The organism is Agrobacterium sp. SORGH_AS_0440 (genome assembly GCF_031453135.1).
Lineage (GTDB): Bacteria > Pseudomonadota > Alphaproteobacteria > Rhizobiales > Rhizobiaceae > Agrobacterium > Agrobacterium pusense.
This window is the reverse complement of record NZ_JAVIYR010000002.1, coordinates 1,246,149-1,261,018: the sequence shown is the minus strand read 5'-3', so window position 1 is coordinate 1,261,018 and position 14,870 is coordinate 1,246,149. Positions and strand designations below refer to the sequence as shown.

The window sequence follows — 14,870 nt, the reverse complement described above, 5'->3', positions numbered from 1 at the left end:
TTCACAATCATGCGACCATAATGCGGACAAGTATTTTTGCCGTATGGCATTTGGCTTAAAGTAAGGTAATTGCCTTCATAAGATTTCAAGAGGCTCCGGCCGCACAGAATGAGGACCGATATGGCGCATTTTCTCCGTTCCACCCTTCTTGCCAGCGTGACGGCCCTTTCAGCGGTATTCGCCTCCCTGCCCGCGCATGCGCTCGATGAGCAGCAGAAGAAGGAAATGGGCGAGTTCATCAAGCAGTATCTGATCGAGAACCCGGAGATCATGCTTGAGGTTCAGGATGCGCTTGAGCGCAAGCAATATGCGGCGCGCAACGCCAAGGCGGCAGAGGCGGTCGCCGACAACAAAAAGGCGATCTTCGAATCGAAATTCGATCTGGCACTCGGCAATCCCGATGGCGACGTCACACTCGTTGAGTTCTTCGATTACAACTGCGGTTATTGCAAACGCGCCATGGGAGACATGGACAACATCCTGAAGAGCGACAAGAAAATACGCGTCGTGCTCAAGGAATTCCCGATCCTCGGACCGGAATCGGTCGCCGCACATCGGGTCTCCAATGCCGTGAAGCTGCTGGCGCCGGCCAAATATCCGGAGTTCCAGCGCACGCTCCTCGGCGGCCGCGGACGGGCGAATGAGGACAGCGCCATGGAAGTCGCCACCTCGCTAGGCCTCAAGGAAGCCGATATCCGCAAGTCGATGGCGGAAAACCCCAATGATGCGCAGGTGCAGGAAACCTACAAGCTGGCAAACAGCCTCGGCATCACGGGAACGCCGTCTTATATCGTCGGCGACGAGGCGGTTTTCGGCGCCGTCGGTGCCGACCCGCTGAAGGAGAAAATCGCCAATATGCGCAGCTGCGGTAAAGCCACCTGCTCCTGATTGCTAAAAAAGCAAGTGCATTCCCTGTGAGATGCCGGCCTGGCGGCCGGTTTACGGCTTGCAGGGGCTTTTCCTTGGCGGCTGCGCAGTCTATAGGTGTCGCTGATTTTCGTATGGAAACGTGAATGAGCAACATCATCATCGTCATCAACGGCCCCAATCTCAACATGCTGGGAAAAAGGGAACCGGGTATCTATGGTGGCAAGACGCTGAAGGACATCGAGAATGATTGTCTTCAAGCCGGTGCCGATCTCGGTTTCGCAGTGGAATTCCGCCAGTCCAACCACGAAGGCGTGCTCGTGGACTGGTTGCATGAGGCGGGAGAAAGGGCGGCGGGTGTCGTCATCAATCCCGGCGCTTACAGCCACACCTCTATCGCGTTGCACGACGCCATTCGCGCGATTTCCACGCCCGTCGTGGAAGTGCACATTTCCAACATCCACGCCCGGGAAGAGTTCCGCCACAAATCGATGGTCTCACCGGCAGCGAAGGGCATGGTCTGTGGTTTCGGACCATATGGATACGTCATGGCGCTTCACGCGCTGAAAAACATCACGGCATAAAAAGAAACAAAGAATAGGGTTTGTCATGTCTGAAAAGAAACAGGGTATCGACAAGGAACTGATCCGCGAACTCGCGAATATCCTCAACGATACCGACCTTTCGGAAATCGAAGTGGAGCAGGATGACCTGCGCATCCGCGTTTCGCGCGCCGCTCCCGCAGCCACGGTTTATGCCGCAGCACCGCCCGCTTATGCACCGGCGCCCGCAGCAGCGCCCGCCGCGCCGGCAATCGCGGCCCCTGCTGCACCGGCAGCAGCCGCTGCACCGGCACGCAACCCGGCAAACACCGTGTCTTCGCCCATGGTTGGCACAGTCTATCTCTCGCCAGCCCCTGGCGCCCGCCCCTTCATCGAAGTCGGCGCAACCGTCAAGGAAGGCCAGACACTTCTCATCGTCGAGGCCATGAAGACCATGAACCAGATCCCGGCTCCGAAGTCCGGCAAGGTCGTGGAAATCATCGTCAACGACGCACAGCCCGTGGAGTATGGCGAAGCCCTCGTGGTCATCGAATAAAGGCGGTTCAGCATGGTTTCGAAGATCCTCATAGCCAACCGCGGCGAAATTGCGCTGCGCGTCCTGCGCGCCGCCAAGGAGCTTGGCATTCCCACCGTCGCCGTGCATTCCACGGCGGACGCGGACGCCATGCATGTGCGCCTCGCCGACGAAAGCGTATGCATCGGCCCGCCGCCTTCGCGTGACAGCTACCTCAATATCCACCAGATCGTTGCGGCCTGCGAAATAACAGGTGCGGACGCCGTTCACCCCGGCTACGGCTTCCTGTCGGAAAACGCCAAATTTGCCGATATCCTTGACGCGCACGGTATCACCTTCATCGGGCCGACCGCCGAGCATATCCGCATCATGGGCGACAAGATCACCGCCAAGCAGACGGCGCAGGAACTTGGCATTCCCGTGGTTCCCGGCTCCGATGGCGAAGTGAAGCCTGAGAACGCGCTGGAAATCGCACGCACGATCGGCTTTCCGGTCCTCATCAAGGCAACCGCCGGCGGCGGTGGTCGCGGCATGAAGGTGGCGAAGACCGAGGCCGATCTGGAAGAGGCGGTTGCGACTGCCCGCTCCGAAGCGGCAGCAGCATTTGGCAACGACGCCGTCTACATGGAAAAGTACCTCGGCAAGCCACGCCATATCGAAGTGCAGGTGTTCGGCGACGGTGAAGGCAACGCCATTCATCTCGGAGAGCGCGATTGCTCGTTGCAGCGTCGCCACCAGAAGGTGCTGGAAGAAGCCAACTCTCCGGCTCTGACGGTTGAACAGCGCATGAAGATCGGCGAGATTTGCGCGAGCGCCATGCGCAAGCTGAAATATCGCGGTGCCGGCACCATCGAGTTCCTTTATGAAAACGGCGAGTTCTATTTCATCGAAATGAACACGCGTCTGCAGGTGGAGCATCCGGTCACGGAAGCGATTACCGGCATGGATCTCGTGCAGGAACAGATCCGCGTCGCATCGGGTCAGGGCCTCTCGGTCACGCAGGCCGATATCGAATTCCATGGCCACGCCATCGAATGCCGTATCAATGCCGAGGACCCGCGCACCTTCGTTCCCTCGCCTGGCACGCTGACCTATTTCCACACGCCGGGCGGCCTTGGTGTGCGCGTCGATTCGGGCGCCTATCAGGGCTACAAGATCCCGCCCTATTACGACAGCATGATCGGCAAGCTCATAGTTCACGGCCGCGACCGTGACGAATGCATTCGCCGCCTGCGTCGGGCGCTCGACGAATTCGTCGTCGACGGCATCAAGACCACGCTGCCGCTTTTCCAGGATCTTCTTCAGAATGAGGATATCCTGAAGGGCGATTATGATATTCACTGGCTGGAAAAATATCTGGCCGGTGACGCGTCTCACTAAGACGATATGGCTGGGCGGCGCAGCAGAAATAACGACATAACGGTCGATATCCTGCTGCGCGCCTATTCCGCCGGCCTGTTCCCGATGGCCGATTCGGCTGACGATCCCGAGCTTTTCTGGGTCGAGCCGGAAGTGCGCGGTATCATTCCGCTCAATTCCTTCCACATTTCCAAAAGCCTCGCCAAAGCGATGCGCAAGAAGCCATTCGACATACGCTTCAACACCGCTTTCGAGGCTGTCATGGCGGGCTGCGCCGCAGAGGCCCCGGACAGGCCAAGTACCTGGATCAACGCCACCATTCGCAGGCTTTATAGCGAACTGCATCAGATCGGCCATGCCCATAGCGTCGAGGCCTGGGAAGGCAAGGAGCTTGTCGGCGGACTCTACGGCGTTTCGCTGGGAGCGGCATTCTTCGGCGAAAGCATGTTCTCCCGTCGCACCAATGCATCGAAGATTTGCCTCGTGCATCTGGTGGAGAGATTAAAAGCAAGCGGCTTCGTGCTGCTCGACACTCAATTCACGACGGAGCATTTGAAAACGTTCGGCGCCATCGATGTGCCGAAGCTTGAATATGCGAAAATGCTCGACGTCGCCGTCAATCGGCCGAGTCTGCAATTCTAGCCGTTACCTTGGGTTATTTGCTTGCCGTAGAGGGAGCAGGCACTTCCGAGTCCTGTTTGCAACCCGTCAGCCATACGTCATAGATCGGGTGTTCCACGGCGTTGAGGCCGGGGCTGTCGGCGAACATCCAGCCGGTGAAGATGCGACGGATTTTACGGTCGAGGGTGATTTCATCCACTTCGACAAATGCGTCGATCTTCTGCGCTTCCGTCTGGTCGCGCGAATAACAGACCTTCGGCGTGACCTGAAGCGCGCCGAACTGCACCGTCTCATCGATATAGACATCGAAGGACGTGATGCGGCCCGTGATCTTGTCGATGCCGGAAAAGACCGCTACGCGGTTTTCAAGCCGGGCGGCGGAGACGGGCGAGATGAGGAAGGCAGCAGAAACCGCCGCGAACAGCGTCACCGTCAGCGCACGCAAAGAACGGTCCCGCGTGATTTTCCTCATACGATGTGTCTCCAAAATTTGCCTGTGTCGGGACGCCGACCGGATCAACGCCTAAGGGCGGAATGTGGCAAAAACCGGTGAGGCCGGATGCATGCGCGGCGTTTTGCACAACACCGCGCATCGCGATAGCTCAGTTGCCGGGTGTCCAGGCGTCGTAGTCGCCGGTCACACGCGGGCGCTCCCCGGCCACAGCCAGCGAGCCCTGAGGGCGATAGGCCTTGTACGAGCCTGTGAGGTTTGGCTGATGCGGCTTCTGCCACTCGCGCGCAACGTAGCTTTCCTGGCTCGGCGGAACGTCGGTGCGATAGTGCATCCAGCCATGCCAGCCGGGCGGAATGGCAGAGGCCTCAGCGTAGCCGTTATAGATCACCCAGCGGCGCGGCATGCCCCAGGAGGTGGTGCCGCCTTCGTAATAGGTGTTGCCCAGCTCGTCCTGTCCTACCTTCTTGCCGAAACGCCAGGTGTGAAACCGCGTTCCGATCGTCTGGCCATTCCACCAGGTGAAGATTTGCGTCAGGAGAGTCTTCATTCTACGTTCCTCAGGCTTGAATGCGCCGCAGCGATTTTCCGTGCACGGCACAAGACATGCTTATGCCGCCCCTCACGCCAATTGTCCAGCATTTCAAGATATATCCGTGCTATTTCAGCTTCATCCTGAAGCCCAGATGCCGCTTCTCGAAACCCAGCCGCTCGTAGAAGCGGTGGGCGTCCAGCCGGGCCATGTTGGAGGTGAGCTGCGCGGCTTTCAGGCCCTGACAGCGGGCTTCATCAAGACAATAATTGATCATTACCGCGCCGATGCCGCGACCGCGCATGTCGGCCCGTGTCTGCACCGCTTCGATGACCATAGACCTGGCCCCTCGCCCGACGAGCTTGGTGAGGATCGCCGTCTGAAAGGTGCCGACCACCTCGCCATCCAGTTCGGCGACGTAAAGCGTTTCGCTCGGCGACGCCTCGATTGCCCGGAAGGCGGCAAGATAATCGGGCTGTGCCGATTCGTCCGCCGTATCGCCGTGGCCGCCGATCTCGTCAGCGGCAAAAATGGCGGCGAGCGCCGGCAGATCGTCTTCACGGGCCGTTCGAATTATCAGATTTTCCAGGGTCGCGTTCATCGGGTCAGGCTCTTTTCCATCACGATGCCGGGCAGCCCCTCGATACCCGCCATGCGCTCGATTCGGTCCACCTCGACAAATCCGACGCCTTCATAGAAGTTGATTGCGACAGTATTTTTGGGCTCGACCTCAAGCCGCATGATTTCCGCGTCGGGAAAGCAGGTTTCTAGCTCTGCGAAGAGATCGCGGCCAACGCCCTGCCGCTGAAGATCGGGCGCCACGTAGAGCTGATGCAGCAGCGCCGTCTTCGCCATCTTGGTCGACATGGAGCCGTAAGCCATGCCGCCGATCCGCTTGCCGTCATCGGCGACAAGGAACTCGCCGCCCTTCTTTTCGACGCGGTCTTTCATGGCCTGCGGCGAATGCCAGGCTGCGATCAGCTCGTTGACCTTATCCGCGCCGTAGATTGCGTCATAGGTCGCGTGCCATGTCGTCGCGAGCAGCGCCCGGACTGGCTCGATGTCACGCAGGCTGGCTGTGCGGATGAAAAACATGATCTGGCTCCGTCTTGATACAGAAATGCCGGGCGTTGATCCCGGCAGAAGTGATGTCAGTCGCCCTTGCTGGACGTCATCCTCTGGTTTGCCCCACCGTGTGGCTTAATCGGAATAATCCGGACTAAAACCATTACTTCCGTCATGCCGGTCCCTGGAACAAGCCCGAGGATGATCCGGCATCCAGCCGACGCGCGTCTGCGCGGTGAAAAGACCCTTCACCCAAGGACTTGGGCTGGCTGGATCCCGGCTCAAGGCCGGGATGACGGAGACCCTCTGCCGTTACTCGAGCGGGAGGCAGCCGTCGCTTACTCTTCCTCGATTCCGAGCTTCGCTTTCACCAGCGCCTGAACCGCCTGCGGGTTGGCCTTGCCGCCCGTCGCCTTCATGACCTGGCCGACAAACCAGCCGGCGAGCGTTGGCTTCGCCTTGACCTTCTCGACCTGATCCGGGTTGGCGGCGATGATCTCGTCGACAGCCTTTTCGATGGCGCCGGTATCGGTTACCTGCTTCATGCCGCGGGCTTCAACGATCTCGGCCGGATTGCCGCCCTCGTTCCAGACGATTTCAAACAGATCCTTGGCGATCTTGCCAGAGATGGTCTCGGCCTTGATCAGATCGATGATGCCGCCGAGCTGTTCGGGCGACACCGGCGTCGTCTCGATGTCCTTGCCCGACTTGTTCAGCGCGCCGAGCAGGTCGTTGATGACCCAGTTGGCGGCAGCCTTTGGATCGCGTCCGGCGGCGACGGCTTCGTAATAATCGGCAATCGCTTTTTCTGAGACCAGAATCGAGGCGTCATAGACCGACAGGCCGAGATCGGCGACGAAACGGGCCTTTTTGTCATCAGGCAGTTCCGGCAGATCGACCTTCAGTGCCTCGACGAAAGCATCATCGAATTCGAGCGGCAGCAGGTCCGGATCGGGGAAATAGCGATAATCATGCGCATCTTCCTTGGAGCGCATGGAGCGCGTCTCGCCCTTGCCGGGATCGAACAGGCGGGTTTCCTGATCGATGACGCCGCCATCTTCCAGAATGGCGATCTGGCGACGCGCCTCATATTCGATGGCCTGACCGACGAAGCGGATGGAGTTGACGTTCTTGATCTCGCAGCGCGTGCCGAAGCCTTCGCCCGGACGGCGCACGGAGACGTTGACGTCGGCGCGCATGGAGCCTTCGTCCATATTGCCGTCGCAGGTGCCAAGGTAACGCACGATGGAGCGCAGCTTGGTGAGATAGGCCTTCGCCTCATCCGACGAACGCATGTCCGGCTTGGAGACGATTTCCATCAGCGCCACGCCCGAACGGTTCAGGTCCACGAAGGACATGGTCGGGTGCTGGTCGTGCATCGACTTGCCGGCGTCCTGCTCCAGATGCAGGCGCTCGATGCCAATCTCGATATCCTCGAAATTGCCCTGACGGTCGGGACCAAGCGAAATGGTGATGGTGCCTTCGCCTACGATCGGATCCTTGAACTGCGAAATCTGATAGCCCTGCGGCAAATCGGGATAGAAGTAGTTCTTGCGGTCGAAGATCGAGCGATTGTTGATCTTGGCCTTGAGGCCGAGACCGGTGCGCACCGCCTGCTTCACGCATTCCTCGTTGATAACAGGCAGCATGCCGGGCATGGCCGCATCCACCAGCGACACGTTGGAATTCGGCGCGTTGCCGAAGGTGGTGGAGGCGCCGGAGAACAGCTTGGAATTGGAGAGAACCTGCGCATGCACCTCCATGCCGATCACGATTTCCCAATCGCCGGTGGCGCCGGGAATGAAGCGTTTCGGGTCGGGGGTGCGCACGTCTACAAGGGTCATCTGAAGCTCACGATATACGGGTTCTTTGGCCTTGGTGGGTAGAACAAATGAAGCGCTGGCGCAAGACATCTTGCACCCCGTCGCGCGACGGCCGGAATTTTCGAAGACATCGGATACGCGTTTTTTACCCTTATAGGTTTCAATTCACGCCATGCAAACGATCGCTCTCTGCTTTCTGGCTTATATCGCCTTCAATCTCTTCGTCTTTCTTGTCTATTGGTGGGACAAGGAAGCGGCGAGGAATGGAGGATGGCGTATCCGGGAAAGCACGCTGCTTTTGCTCGCGCTCGTGGGTGGCAGTGCGGGCGCGATCTCGGCGCAAAGGTTGCTGCGGCACAAAACCCGCAAAGAACCGTTTCGCAGCAAGCTGATATCGATCGTCATCTTGCAGGCGGGCCTCGTCGCATCGCTCCTCATCACGCCGGACTGGCCGATGCGGCTGATGGCCACTCTACAAACCCTGTTTCAGAACGCCGGCCCGTAAAGACCACTCTCGACCTCAGCCAGTTGCTTCTGCAGGCCCACCGATTGCACCTCGCGGTCCAGCTTCGGCGCATAGGAAACCGAGAGCCAGCGAATGCTGTAGCCATGATAACGGAAAAAGGCGACGGCCGGTTCATTCTGGGCATGGGTTTCAAGCCGTATGGTCTCGAAGCCCTTTTCCTCTATCAGTCGTTCGATGTCGCCCAGCAGGCGGCTGCCGACGCCCCTCCGCTGAAACTCCGGATCGATCCAGAAGTCGGAAATCGCCTCGTTAAAATACTCCCGCGCGGCCCAACCCGCAACCGAGCCGCCCAGTTCCGCGACGCGGATGGCAAGCCACGATGAGCGGGTGAAATTGGAAAAGGCGCTCGCCGCATTGTCGTAAAGCGTCGGTGTGATGCCGAGAGCCGCGGTTGCCTGCCGCCACGCCCTGAGGCCGATGGCCGCCAGAACCTCCGCTTCCTGCTCATACGCGTTGCGAATGACGATCAAGCCGCGCCCTCCTTGGCCGTTTGAAGTAAACCATTGCGGGTGCGATTCGACCAGCGTGGTTTTCCCGCTCCCTGCGGGACTTGACCGCGCCGGTTTGGCCCATTACCCAAAAGGAGCAAGAACGGAGTTTTTATGTTCGCTCAATCGGAGTCCCGGTAAAGGCCCGGCCCGCAAGTTTCTTGCGCGCCGGGCCAAATGAAACCGAGCCGGATGCCCTAACGGCACCCGGGTTTGCTTTCACGCGTCTAGAAGACGCCGACCGGACTTCAAACAATGGACATTTCCCGCGCCGAACAGCGCATTCTTCACCTGCTCGCCCAGGGCGGCAGAATTGAACTCGTTCGAGACGACGCCCGCAAAATTGAAAAACTTTCGCTCTTCACGCGCGAAGGATGGATTTTCAGCGGCCTCGATCTCCTCACCTTCCGCAAGCTGAAACGGAAGCGAGCCATCGCCTCCTCCGGTGGCAAGCCCTACCGCATTACCACGCGCGGGCTGGAACTTGTGAGGGGTGAGCTGGACAACCGATAAACTGACCGGGCGGCGGCAATGCCGTCGCCCGGCATTTCGCCACGCGGCATCGACGGTCACAAATTATAAGAGAGCATTTGCTCCAGCTTCACCTTCTCAAGTTCGACTTTCATGATGTCGGACCATTCCATGCCGCGCCAGACGATCTGAAAGCCGCAACGCTGGTAAAGGCCTATGGCGGCACGATTTCTCGCGTGGGTGTCGATGGTGGCAAGCGGCAGGCCCGCAGCCCGCATCCTGTCGAGAAAGTGGAGGATCAGCGCTTTGCCAATCCCCTTGCCCTGCCAGTTCGGGTCCACCCACAGATCGGAAATATGATGAGGCTTGGCATCGCAAGCGCCCCAACCGGCGACAACACCGTCGATTTCGGCCACAACGACATCACCAGTCGGAGACTTGGCGAAGCTTTCGAATTCGCCCCTCACCCGCTCGATGACATGGGAATCGAGATAGGCGGCGTCGAAGGCTTCACCGGCACGCCATGCGGCAAAACCGACAAAGCCGACCGCATCGCGATCGGCTTCGTTCATCTGTCTGAGCTTGAGACTGCTTACCACCACTTGGCAGGCGTGAACTTGCCCGCTGCCTGCTCGATGGCGTGGGCCGTCTTGAACAGCGTTTCTTCTTCGAACGGCTTGCCGATGAGCTGCAGGCCAAGCGGCAGGCCCTTGCCATCAAGACCGGCAGGCACCGAAAGGCCGGGAAGACCGGCCATGTTGACGGTGATGGTGAAGACGTCCTGCAGGTACATCTTGACGGGATCGGAGGCGAGCTCCTCATCACCGACCGCGAAGGCGGAAGACGGCGTGATCGGCGCCAGAATGGCGTCCACACCCTCGTGGAAGACGTTTTCGAAGTCGCGCTTGATGAGCGTGCGGACCTTCTGCGCCTTGAGATAATAGGCGTCGTAATAACCGGCCGAAAGTACATAGGTGCCGACCATGATGCGACGCTGCACTTCCTTGCCGAAACCGGCGGCGCGGCTCTTTTCGTACATGTCGGCAATGTCCTTGCCGTCGACGCGCAGGCCGTATCGGACGCCGTCATAACGGGCAAGGTTGGACGAGGCTTCTGCCGGTGCGACGATGTAATAGGCGGGAAGCGCGTATTTGGTGTGCGGCAGTGAGATGTCGACCACCTCTGCACCGGCGTCACGCAGCCATTCGACGCCCTTGGCCCAAAGCTTTTCGATTTCGTCAGGCATGCCGTCAACGCGGTATTCCCGGGGGATACCGATCTTCAGGCCCTTCAGCGACTGGCCGATGGCCTTTTCATAATCCGGCACAGGAAGGTCAATCGAGGTCGTGTCCTTGTCGTCGACGCTTGCCATGGTCTTCAGCAGGATGGCCGCGTCGCGCACGTCGCGGGCAATCGGGCCAGCCTGATCGAGCGATGAGGCGTAAGCGACGATGCCGAAGCGCGAGCAGCGGCCGTAAGTGGGCTTGATGCCGACGGTGCCGGTGAAAGCCGCCGGCTGGCGGATGGAACCGCCGGTATCGGTTGCGGTTGCGCCGGCGCAAAGATGCGCGGCAACGGCTGCGGCCGAACCACCGGAGGAGCCGCCGGGCACCAGCTTCTGTTCGGAACCATTGGCGCGCCATGGGTTGATGGCCGGGCCGTACCAGGAGCTTTCATTGGACGAGCCCATGGCGAATTCGTCCATGTTGAGCTTGCCGAGCATGACGGCGCCCTGATCCCAGAGGTTCTGGGTGACGGTGGATTCGTATTTCGGCTTGAAGCCATCGAGGATGTGCGAGCAGGCCTGGGTATGAATGTCACGCGTTGCGAAAAGGTCCTTCACGCCGAGCGGAATACCTTCCAGCTCACCCGCGGAACCGGCAGCAATACGGCCGTCGGAGGCTTTCGCCATCTCGCGCGCCTTTTCGGGCGTCGTCGCCACATAGGCGTTCAGCGCACCGTTGGCGGTGTCGATGGCGGAGAGATAGGCGTCGGTGAGCTCAAGGGCGGAAAATTCTTTCGCCTTCAGCTTCTCGCGGGCTTCGGCAATGGTCAGGCTCGTCAGGTCGGTCATGGTCGGCAACGGCTTTCGAAAATCTCGGAAAAATCGGGCGGCAAGATGGATCGATTACTCGACCACTTTCGGCACCATGAAGAAATTGCGATCGGTCGCGGGCGCGTTGGCGACGATGTCGTCCGCCTTGTCGCCATCGGTCACCTCGTCGGCGCGCTTCTTCATCGCCACCGGCGTCACCGACGTCATCGGCTCGACGCCATCCACATTCACTTCCGAAAGCTGCTCCACGAAACCGAGTATGCCATTCAGCTGGCCGAGCATGTTCTGTGCTTCGTCTTCAGTGACAGCGATACGGGCAAGGCGCGCAACACGCTTTACGGTGGCGAGATCGACGGACATGGTTTTACTCCGATGGGATATTTCCCATTCGCTATAATGACCATGTCCGTCCTTCGCAACGGTAGAAAGCATGTCGCGGCTAACTCGGCGGCGGTTTTGCGCTCACGACATGCGGCGTTGACGCTTAGAAGGACAGCACGTCGCCCGCCCTGGGTGTATGGACGCGCGCTTCGGCGCCTTCCATGCCGGCCACGAATTTCTCCGGCGTCTGGTCGATTATCGGGAAGGAGCCGTAATGGCAGGGAAGCACGTGCTGGAACTTGAAGAAGCGCTGGCAGGCAAGCGCCGCCACAGCTCCGCCCATGGTAAAGCGGTCACCGATCGGCACGAGACCGATATCAGGCTGATGCAGTTCATTGATGAGCTTCATGTCGGAGAAGATATCCGTATCGCCCATATGGTAGACGGCTGGACCGTCCTCGAAATGCAGCATCAGGCCGTTGGCATTGCCGAGCGAATGGGAAACGCCATCCTCGGTGATCTGGGCGGAGGAATGCAGCGCATTGGTGAAGGTAACCGAGAAACCGTCAAAATGAACGGTGCCGCCGGTATTGCCCATATCGACCTTCGCAACGCCCTTGGCGGAAAGCCACGCGGCTAGATCGGCATTCGCCAGCACGGTCGCACCCGTCTCGCGGGCAAGCTGCACGGTATCTCCGACATGGTCGCCATGGCCGTGGGTCAGCAGAATATGGGTGACGCCTTCGGCTGCAGACTTGCCATCCTGCCCTGCAAAACCGGGGTTGCCGGTGAAAAACGGATCGATGAGAATCTTCGCGCTGCCGTTTTCCAGACGGAAGGCGGAATGGCCGAGCCAGGTGATTTTCATGGGAAGTTCTCCTTTGTATTGCCGGTATAATATGACATAGGACGGCCGGAACAACCGCACTACCTGTATTTAAGAGGGGCGACAATGGCCGCTGACAATGACGATTATGTGTACGACGAAGCGACCGGCGAGTGGCGCCCTGCCTCCGAACTGGCCGCAGAAGCGGCACGCGCGAAGGAAGTGCGCGATGCAGCAGGCAATGTGCTCGCCGATGGCGATTCCGTGACCTTGATCAAGGATCTGAAGGTCAAGGGCACCAGCACCGTCATCAAGCAGGGCACGGTCATCAAATCGATCCGACTGACCGATAATCCGGAAGAAATCGATTGCAGGCATGATGCGGTGAAGGGTCTGGTGCTGCGCACCGAATTCGTCCGCAAGCGATAAGGACAGCACGCGACATGGCAACACTCACCATCGAGGAACTGGCGGCAACGCTTCAGCCCGCGCAGGCAATTGCCGGCCTCGACCTTGGTACGAAAACCATCGGGCTCGCCATGTCGGATCTGTCGCGGCGTTTTGCGACACCGCGCCCCGTTATCAAGCGCGTGAAATTCACGCTGGATGCGGAAGTGCTGCTGGCCTTCGCTGAAAAGGAAAAGGTCGCCGCCTTCATTATTGGCCTTCCGATGAACATGGACGGCTCCGCCGGGCCCCGCGTGCAGGCGACCCGCGCCTTCGTGCGCACCATGGGCGAAAAAACCCCCCTGCCCTTTGTTTACTGGGATGAGCGGCTTTCGACCGTTGCGGCAGAGCGCGCGCTTCTCGAAATGGATGTGTCTCGCGCCAAGCGGGCCGAACGCATCGATTCGGCAGCGGCTAGCTTCATTCTTCAGGGTGCGCTGGACAGGCTTTCTGCACTGACCCGCGCGGCCGACTGACGGCCCTGCCACCAGGCGTAAATCTGCCTGCGTTTGCGGAAACCGAGAATCGCAAAGACGATCAGGCTGTCGACCGCAATGGCACGCGCCACCAGCGGCGGCAGGCTTTCCGGCGGAAGTCCGAGAATATTCCCGTATATCTCGAAGACGAGATCGTGGGTCTGACGTGTGAGCATGTAGAAGCCGAAGCTCATGTCGTAATAGGAAAGCCAGTACCAGCTGCCCAGCAGCGCGACAGGACCGGCCCACAGGATCAGAAACCACTTCATGCCGCCTGCCCTCGCACAAACAATGTATCGGGGATGCCAGCAAGCACCGCCCAGCGCGCCACGGCCATCAGGCAGAGGTTCAGCGCCGGCACGTCGATATCCAACGGCAGCATAGCAAAAAACGTCATCATGACGCCCAAAGCTGTCCAGCGGCTCACTTGCGGCTCCCTTATGCGCAGTCATTGCGCATGGTTAACATTTCGTTAATCCACACTGGACCGGCCGGGATGGAGAGGCAAATGAAAGCTGTGATTATGGTTAACGACGGGCGGCCGGCATGTGGAAAACAACGTGACCTCCTGAACGGACGGACGCGCCGAGCGGTTGCCGGCCCAGTAAGAACATGGCTGATTTTTCTTTAATGCCCAGCTTCCAGCGCGGCTGCCTGGGCCCGTGTCTGAGACCGGTTCAGCCGTAAACGCCCCGCACCAGCCTTTTTACGGCAGTGGCGATCTTGTCCCAATCCCGATCCGATTTGAGCGCAACACCGGCAAACTGGCCGCTGGTGGCGGCGGAAATCACGAGGTGCTGGATGGCGGCGAACAGCACGGCATTGACGGCGGCGGTATCAACACCCTTCGGCGCCGCCAGCGAACCGCGCATGCGCTCCAGCCATTTGCCAAGCGACTTGGCACGGGCTTCCGCCAGCTGGCGCACCTGCGGCGAGCCGTCGGAAACTTCCCAGGCGATGATCTTGCAGACAAGAGGATCGCTCCGCAGCGCATCCATGAAGTAGAGCGCCAGCTTTTCCATCAGATCACCATAGGTCAAAAGGAACATTCCGCCGGTATCTTCCGGAATGCGATCCTTAACCCAGGATCCAAGATCCTCACCGATCGCCTCAATCAGACCATCGAGGCCACCGAAATAACGGTAGATCAGCTGCTTGTCGCAGCCGGCACGGCGAGCAACGGCATTGATCCCGAAGCCCTGAAATCCCTCTTCGGCAAGCAGCGACCGCGCCGCATTAAAAATCGCCTTCTCGGTCTGAGCGCGATCCTTGATGCGCTTTTCCGGTCTGTCGGCTGAAATCGCCTCTGCGGTCGCCAGCATGATTCCCTACCCGTTTTCTGAAAGGCCTGACTACAGGGGTTAACAAAGCATGAAGGCAAGGACAATGTGATGGGAAGATTGGACGGAAGGTTCCTGTGGATGAAGCAGCGGGGCCAACAATATCGCCCCGCATCCTCAGAGT

Annotated in this window: 22 protein-coding genes; 9 read left to right on the top strand and 13 right to left on the bottom strand. The window is 59.5% G+C overall.

Annotated elements, in window-relative coordinates; genetic code table 11:
• Positions 1-120: 120 nt before the first annotated feature.
• The 5 genes from QE453_RS15505 to aat all read left to right on the top strand — a co-directional run bounded on the left by QE453_RS15505 (position 121) and on the right by aat (position 3,945).
• Positions 121-888 carry a DsbA family protein gene (locus QE453_RS15505; protein ID WP_004441433.1) on the top strand — a complete coding sequence of 256 codons (768 nt, stop codon included), beginning with the start codon at positions 121-123 and terminating at the stop codon, positions 886-888.
• A 125-nt stretch (positions 889-1,013) separates the two neighbouring features.
• Positions 1,014-1,451 (top strand): type II 3-dehydroquinate dehydratase, encoded by a 438-nt coding sequence (gene aroQ / locus QE453_RS15500; protein ID WP_004441429.1) that lies wholly within the window; start codon positions 1,014-1,016, stop codon positions 1,449-1,451.
• 25 nt (positions 1,452-1,476) lie between these two features.
• Positions 1,477-1,965 carry an acetyl-CoA carboxylase biotin carboxyl carrier protein gene (accB, locus tag QE453_RS15495; protein ID WP_004441427.1) on the top strand — a complete coding sequence of 163 codons (489 nt, stop codon included), beginning with the start codon at positions 1,477-1,479 and terminating at the stop codon, positions 1,963-1,965.
• A gap of 12 nt (positions 1,966-1,977) precedes the next feature.
• Positions 1,978-3,324 (top strand): acetyl-CoA carboxylase biotin carboxylase subunit, encoded by a 1,347-nt coding sequence (accC, locus tag QE453_RS15490; protein ID WP_004441425.1) that lies wholly within the window; start codon positions 1,978-1,980, stop codon positions 3,322-3,324.
• Positions 3,325-3,330: 6 nt separating this feature from the next.
• The gene (gene aat, locus QE453_RS15485; protein ID WP_022556056.1) at positions 3,331-3,945 is read left to right on the top strand and encodes a leucyl/phenylalanyl-tRNA--protein transferase; all 615 of its coding nucleotides are present in this window, start codon (positions 3,331-3,333) and stop codon (positions 3,943-3,945) included.
• Between the two features lie 13 nt (positions 3,946-3,958).
• Here aat and QE453_RS15480 read toward each other — a convergent pair whose 3' ends face one another.
• From QE453_RS15480 to gatB, 5 genes are all read right to left on the bottom strand, one after another.
• Positions 3,959-4,396: a DUF2155 domain-containing protein gene (locus QE453_RS15480; RefSeq protein ID WP_004441417.1), complete on the bottom strand. Its 438-nt coding sequence runs from the start codon at positions 4,394-4,396 to the stop codon at positions 3,959-3,961.
• A 130-nt stretch (positions 4,397-4,526) separates the two neighbouring features.
• Positions 4,527-4,925 (bottom strand): NADH:ubiquinone oxidoreductase subunit NDUFA12, encoded by a 399-nt coding sequence (locus QE453_RS15475; RefSeq protein WP_112554923.1) that lies wholly within the window; start codon positions 4,923-4,925, stop codon positions 4,527-4,529.
• A gap of 109 nt (positions 4,926-5,034) precedes the next feature.
• Positions 5,035-5,508, bottom strand: coding sequence for a GNAT family N-acetyltransferase (locus QE453_RS15470; RefSeq protein WP_045534090.1), 474 nt, complete (start codon positions 5,506-5,508; stop codon positions 5,035-5,037).
• Positions 5,505-6,002, bottom strand: a complete 498-nt coding sequence (locus QE453_RS15465; protein WP_006698018.1) for a GNAT family N-acetyltransferase — start codon at positions 6,000-6,002, stop codon at positions 5,505-5,507. Before QE453_RS15465 ends, QE453_RS15470 begins: the two co-directional genes overlap by 4 nt.
• Before the next feature lie 308 nt (positions 6,003-6,310).
• Positions 6,311-7,816, bottom strand: coding sequence for an Asp-tRNA(Asn)/Glu-tRNA(Gln) amidotransferase subunit GatB (gatB, locus tag QE453_RS15460; RefSeq protein ID WP_006698017.1), 1,506 nt, complete (start codon positions 7,814-7,816; stop codon positions 6,311-6,313).
• Between the two features lie 151 nt (positions 7,817-7,967).
• Between gatB and QE453_RS15455 the strand changes: the two genes are divergently transcribed.
• Positions 7,968-8,300 (top strand): DUF1294 domain-containing protein, encoded by a 333-nt coding sequence (locus QE453_RS15455; RefSeq protein WP_034496217.1) that lies wholly within the window; start codon positions 7,968-7,970, stop codon positions 8,298-8,300.
• Here the strand turns inward: QE453_RS15455 and QE453_RS15450 are convergent.
• Positions 8,282-8,791 (bottom strand): GNAT family N-acetyltransferase, encoded by a 510-nt coding sequence (locus QE453_RS15450; protein ID WP_035207864.1) that lies wholly within the window; start codon positions 8,789-8,791, stop codon positions 8,282-8,284. The two genes, QE453_RS15455 and QE453_RS15450, sit on opposite strands and share 19 nt — an antisense overlap.
• Positions 8,792-9,064: 273 nt before the next feature.
• Between QE453_RS15450 and QE453_RS15445 the strand changes: the two genes are divergently transcribed.
• Positions 9,065-9,322 (top strand): YjhX family toxin, encoded by a 258-nt coding sequence (locus QE453_RS15445; RefSeq protein WP_006698014.1) that lies wholly within the window; start codon positions 9,065-9,067, stop codon positions 9,320-9,322.
• Between the two features lie 56 nt (positions 9,323-9,378).
• Here the strand turns inward: QE453_RS15445 and QE453_RS15440 are convergent, their stop codons facing one another.
• The 4 genes from QE453_RS15440 to QE453_RS15425 all read right to left on the bottom strand — a co-directional run bounded on the left by QE453_RS15440 (position 9,379) and on the right by QE453_RS15425 (position 12,525).
• The gene (locus QE453_RS15440; RefSeq protein WP_404977895.1) at positions 9,379-9,882 is read right to left on the bottom strand and encodes a GNAT family N-acetyltransferase; all 504 of its coding nucleotides are present in this window, start codon (positions 9,880-9,882) and stop codon (positions 9,379-9,381) included.
• Positions 9,873-11,354 (bottom strand): Asp-tRNA(Asn)/Glu-tRNA(Gln) amidotransferase subunit GatA, encoded by a 1,482-nt coding sequence (gene gatA / locus QE453_RS15435; RefSeq protein ID WP_309777382.1) that lies wholly within the window; start codon positions 11,352-11,354, stop codon positions 9,873-9,875. The genes QE453_RS15440 and gatA overlap by 10 nt, the downstream gene beginning before the upstream one ends.
• A 54-nt stretch (positions 11,355-11,408) precedes the next feature.
• On the bottom strand, positions 11,409-11,696 hold the full coding sequence (gatC, locus tag QE453_RS15430; protein ID WP_004441400.1) for an Asp-tRNA(Asn)/Glu-tRNA(Gln) amidotransferase subunit GatC: 288 nt from the start codon (positions 11,694-11,696) through the stop codon (positions 11,409-11,411).
• Between the two features lie 124 nt (positions 11,697-11,820).
• Positions 11,821-12,525, bottom strand: coding sequence for a metal-dependent hydrolase (locus QE453_RS15425; RefSeq protein WP_004441396.1), 705 nt, complete (start codon positions 12,523-12,525; stop codon positions 11,821-11,823).
• A gap of 84 nt (positions 12,526-12,609) precedes the next feature.
• Here QE453_RS15425 and QE453_RS15420 point away from each other — a divergent pair, with 84 nt between their 5' ends.
• Together QE453_RS15420 and ruvX are read left to right on the top strand one after the other, a co-directional pair.
• On the top strand, positions 12,610-12,912 hold the full coding sequence (locus QE453_RS15420) for a zinc ribbon domain-containing protein YjdM (RefSeq protein WP_022556051.1): 303 nt from the start codon (positions 12,610-12,612) through the stop codon (positions 12,910-12,912).
• A gap of 14 nt (positions 12,913-12,926) precedes the next feature.
• Positions 12,927-13,406: a Holliday junction resolvase RuvX gene (gene ruvX, locus QE453_RS15415; protein ID WP_045534082.1), complete on the top strand. Its 480-nt coding sequence runs from the start codon at positions 12,927-12,929 to the stop codon at positions 13,404-13,406.
• On the opposite strand, the gene QE453_RS15410 is transcribed toward ruvX, so the two are convergent.
• From QE453_RS15410 to QE453_RS15400, 3 genes are all read right to left on the bottom strand, one after another.
• Positions 13,358-13,675 carry a DUF6105 family protein gene (locus tag QE453_RS15410; RefSeq protein ID WP_004441389.1) on the bottom strand — a complete coding sequence of 106 codons (318 nt, stop codon included), beginning with the start codon at positions 13,673-13,675 and terminating at the stop codon, positions 13,358-13,360. The genes ruvX and QE453_RS15410 overlap by 49 nt on opposite strands.
• The gene (locus QE453_RS15405; RefSeq protein ID WP_004441388.1) at positions 13,672-13,833 is read right to left on the bottom strand and encodes a hypothetical protein; all 162 of its coding nucleotides are present in this window, start codon (positions 13,831-13,833) and stop codon (positions 13,672-13,674) included. Before QE453_RS15405 ends, QE453_RS15410 begins: the two co-directional genes overlap by 4 nt.
• Before the next feature lie 250 nt (positions 13,834-14,083).
• Positions 14,084-14,728, bottom strand: a complete 645-nt coding sequence (locus QE453_RS15400) for a TetR/AcrR family transcriptional regulator (protein WP_004441386.1) — start codon at positions 14,726-14,728, stop codon at positions 14,084-14,086.
• Positions 14,729-14,870 lie beyond the last annotated feature (142 nt).

What these genes read in the sequence shown, in the direction of transcription:
- QE453_RS15505 (WP_004441433.1), top strand. Translation starts at nt 121, where the DNA reads ATGGCGCATTTTCTCCGTTCCACCCTTCTTGCCAGCGTGACGGCCCTT.
- aroQ (WP_004441429.1), top strand. Translation starts at nt 1,014, where the DNA reads ATGAGCAACATCATCATCGTCATCAACGGCCCCAATCTCAACATGCTG.
- accB (WP_004441427.1), top strand. Translation starts at nt 1,477, where the DNA reads ATGTCTGAAAAGAAACAGGGTATCGACAAGGAACTGATCCGCGAACTC.
- accC (WP_004441425.1), top strand. Translation starts at nt 1,978, where the DNA reads ATGGTTTCGAAGATCCTCATAGCCAACCGCGGCGAAATTGCGCTGCGC.
- aat (WP_022556056.1), top strand. Translation starts at nt 3,331, where the DNA reads ATGGCTGGGCGGCGCAGCAGAAATAACGACATAACGGTCGATATCCTG.
- QE453_RS15480 (WP_004441417.1), bottom strand. Translation starts at nt 4,396, where the DNA reads ATGAGGAAAATCACGCGGGACCGTTCTTTGCGTGCGCTGACGGTGACG.
- QE453_RS15475 (WP_112554923.1), bottom strand. Translation starts at nt 4,925, where the DNA reads ATGAAGACTCTCCTGACGCAAATCTTCACCTGGTGGAATGGCCAGACG.
- QE453_RS15470 (WP_045534090.1), bottom strand. Translation starts at nt 5,508, where the DNA reads ATGAACGCGACCCTGGAAAATCTGATAATTCGAACGGCCCGTGAAGAC.
- QE453_RS15465 (WP_006698018.1), bottom strand. Translation starts at nt 6,002, where the DNA reads ATGTTTTTCATCCGCACAGCCAGCCTGCGTGACATCGAGCCAGTCCGG.
- gatB (WP_006698017.1), bottom strand. Translation starts at nt 7,816, where the DNA reads ATGACCCTTGTAGACGTGCGCACCCCCGACCCGAAACGCTTCATTCCC.
- QE453_RS15455 (WP_034496217.1), top strand. Translation starts at nt 7,968, where the DNA reads ATGCAAACGATCGCTCTCTGCTTTCTGGCTTATATCGCCTTCAATCTC.
- QE453_RS15445 (WP_006698014.1), top strand. Translation starts at nt 9,065, where the DNA reads ATGGACATTTCCCGCGCCGAACAGCGCATTCTTCACCTGCTCGCCCAG.
- gatA (WP_309777382.1), bottom strand. Translation starts at nt 11,354, where the DNA reads ATGACCGACCTGACGAGCCTGACCATTGCCGAAGCCCGCGAGAAGCTG.
- gatC (WP_004441400.1), bottom strand. Translation starts at nt 11,696, where the DNA reads ATGTCCGTCGATCTCGCCACCGTAAAGCGTGTTGCGCGCCTTGCCCGT.
- QE453_RS15425 (WP_004441396.1), bottom strand. Translation starts at nt 12,525, where the DNA reads ATGAAAATCACCTGGCTCGGCCATTCCGCCTTCCGTCTGGAAAACGGC.
- QE453_RS15420 (WP_022556051.1), top strand. Translation starts at nt 12,610, where the DNA reads ATGGCCGCTGACAATGACGATTATGTGTACGACGAAGCGACCGGCGAG.
- ruvX (WP_045534082.1), top strand. Translation starts at nt 12,927, where the DNA reads ATGGCAACACTCACCATCGAGGAACTGGCGGCAACGCTTCAGCCCGCG.
- QE453_RS15410 (WP_004441389.1), bottom strand. Translation starts at nt 13,675, where the DNA reads ATGAAGTGGTTTCTGATCCTGTGGGCCGGTCCTGTCGCGCTGCTGGGC.
- QE453_RS15400 (WP_004441386.1), bottom strand. Translation starts at nt 14,728, where the DNA reads ATGCTGGCGACCGCAGAGGCGATTTCAGCCGACAGACCGGAAAAGCGC.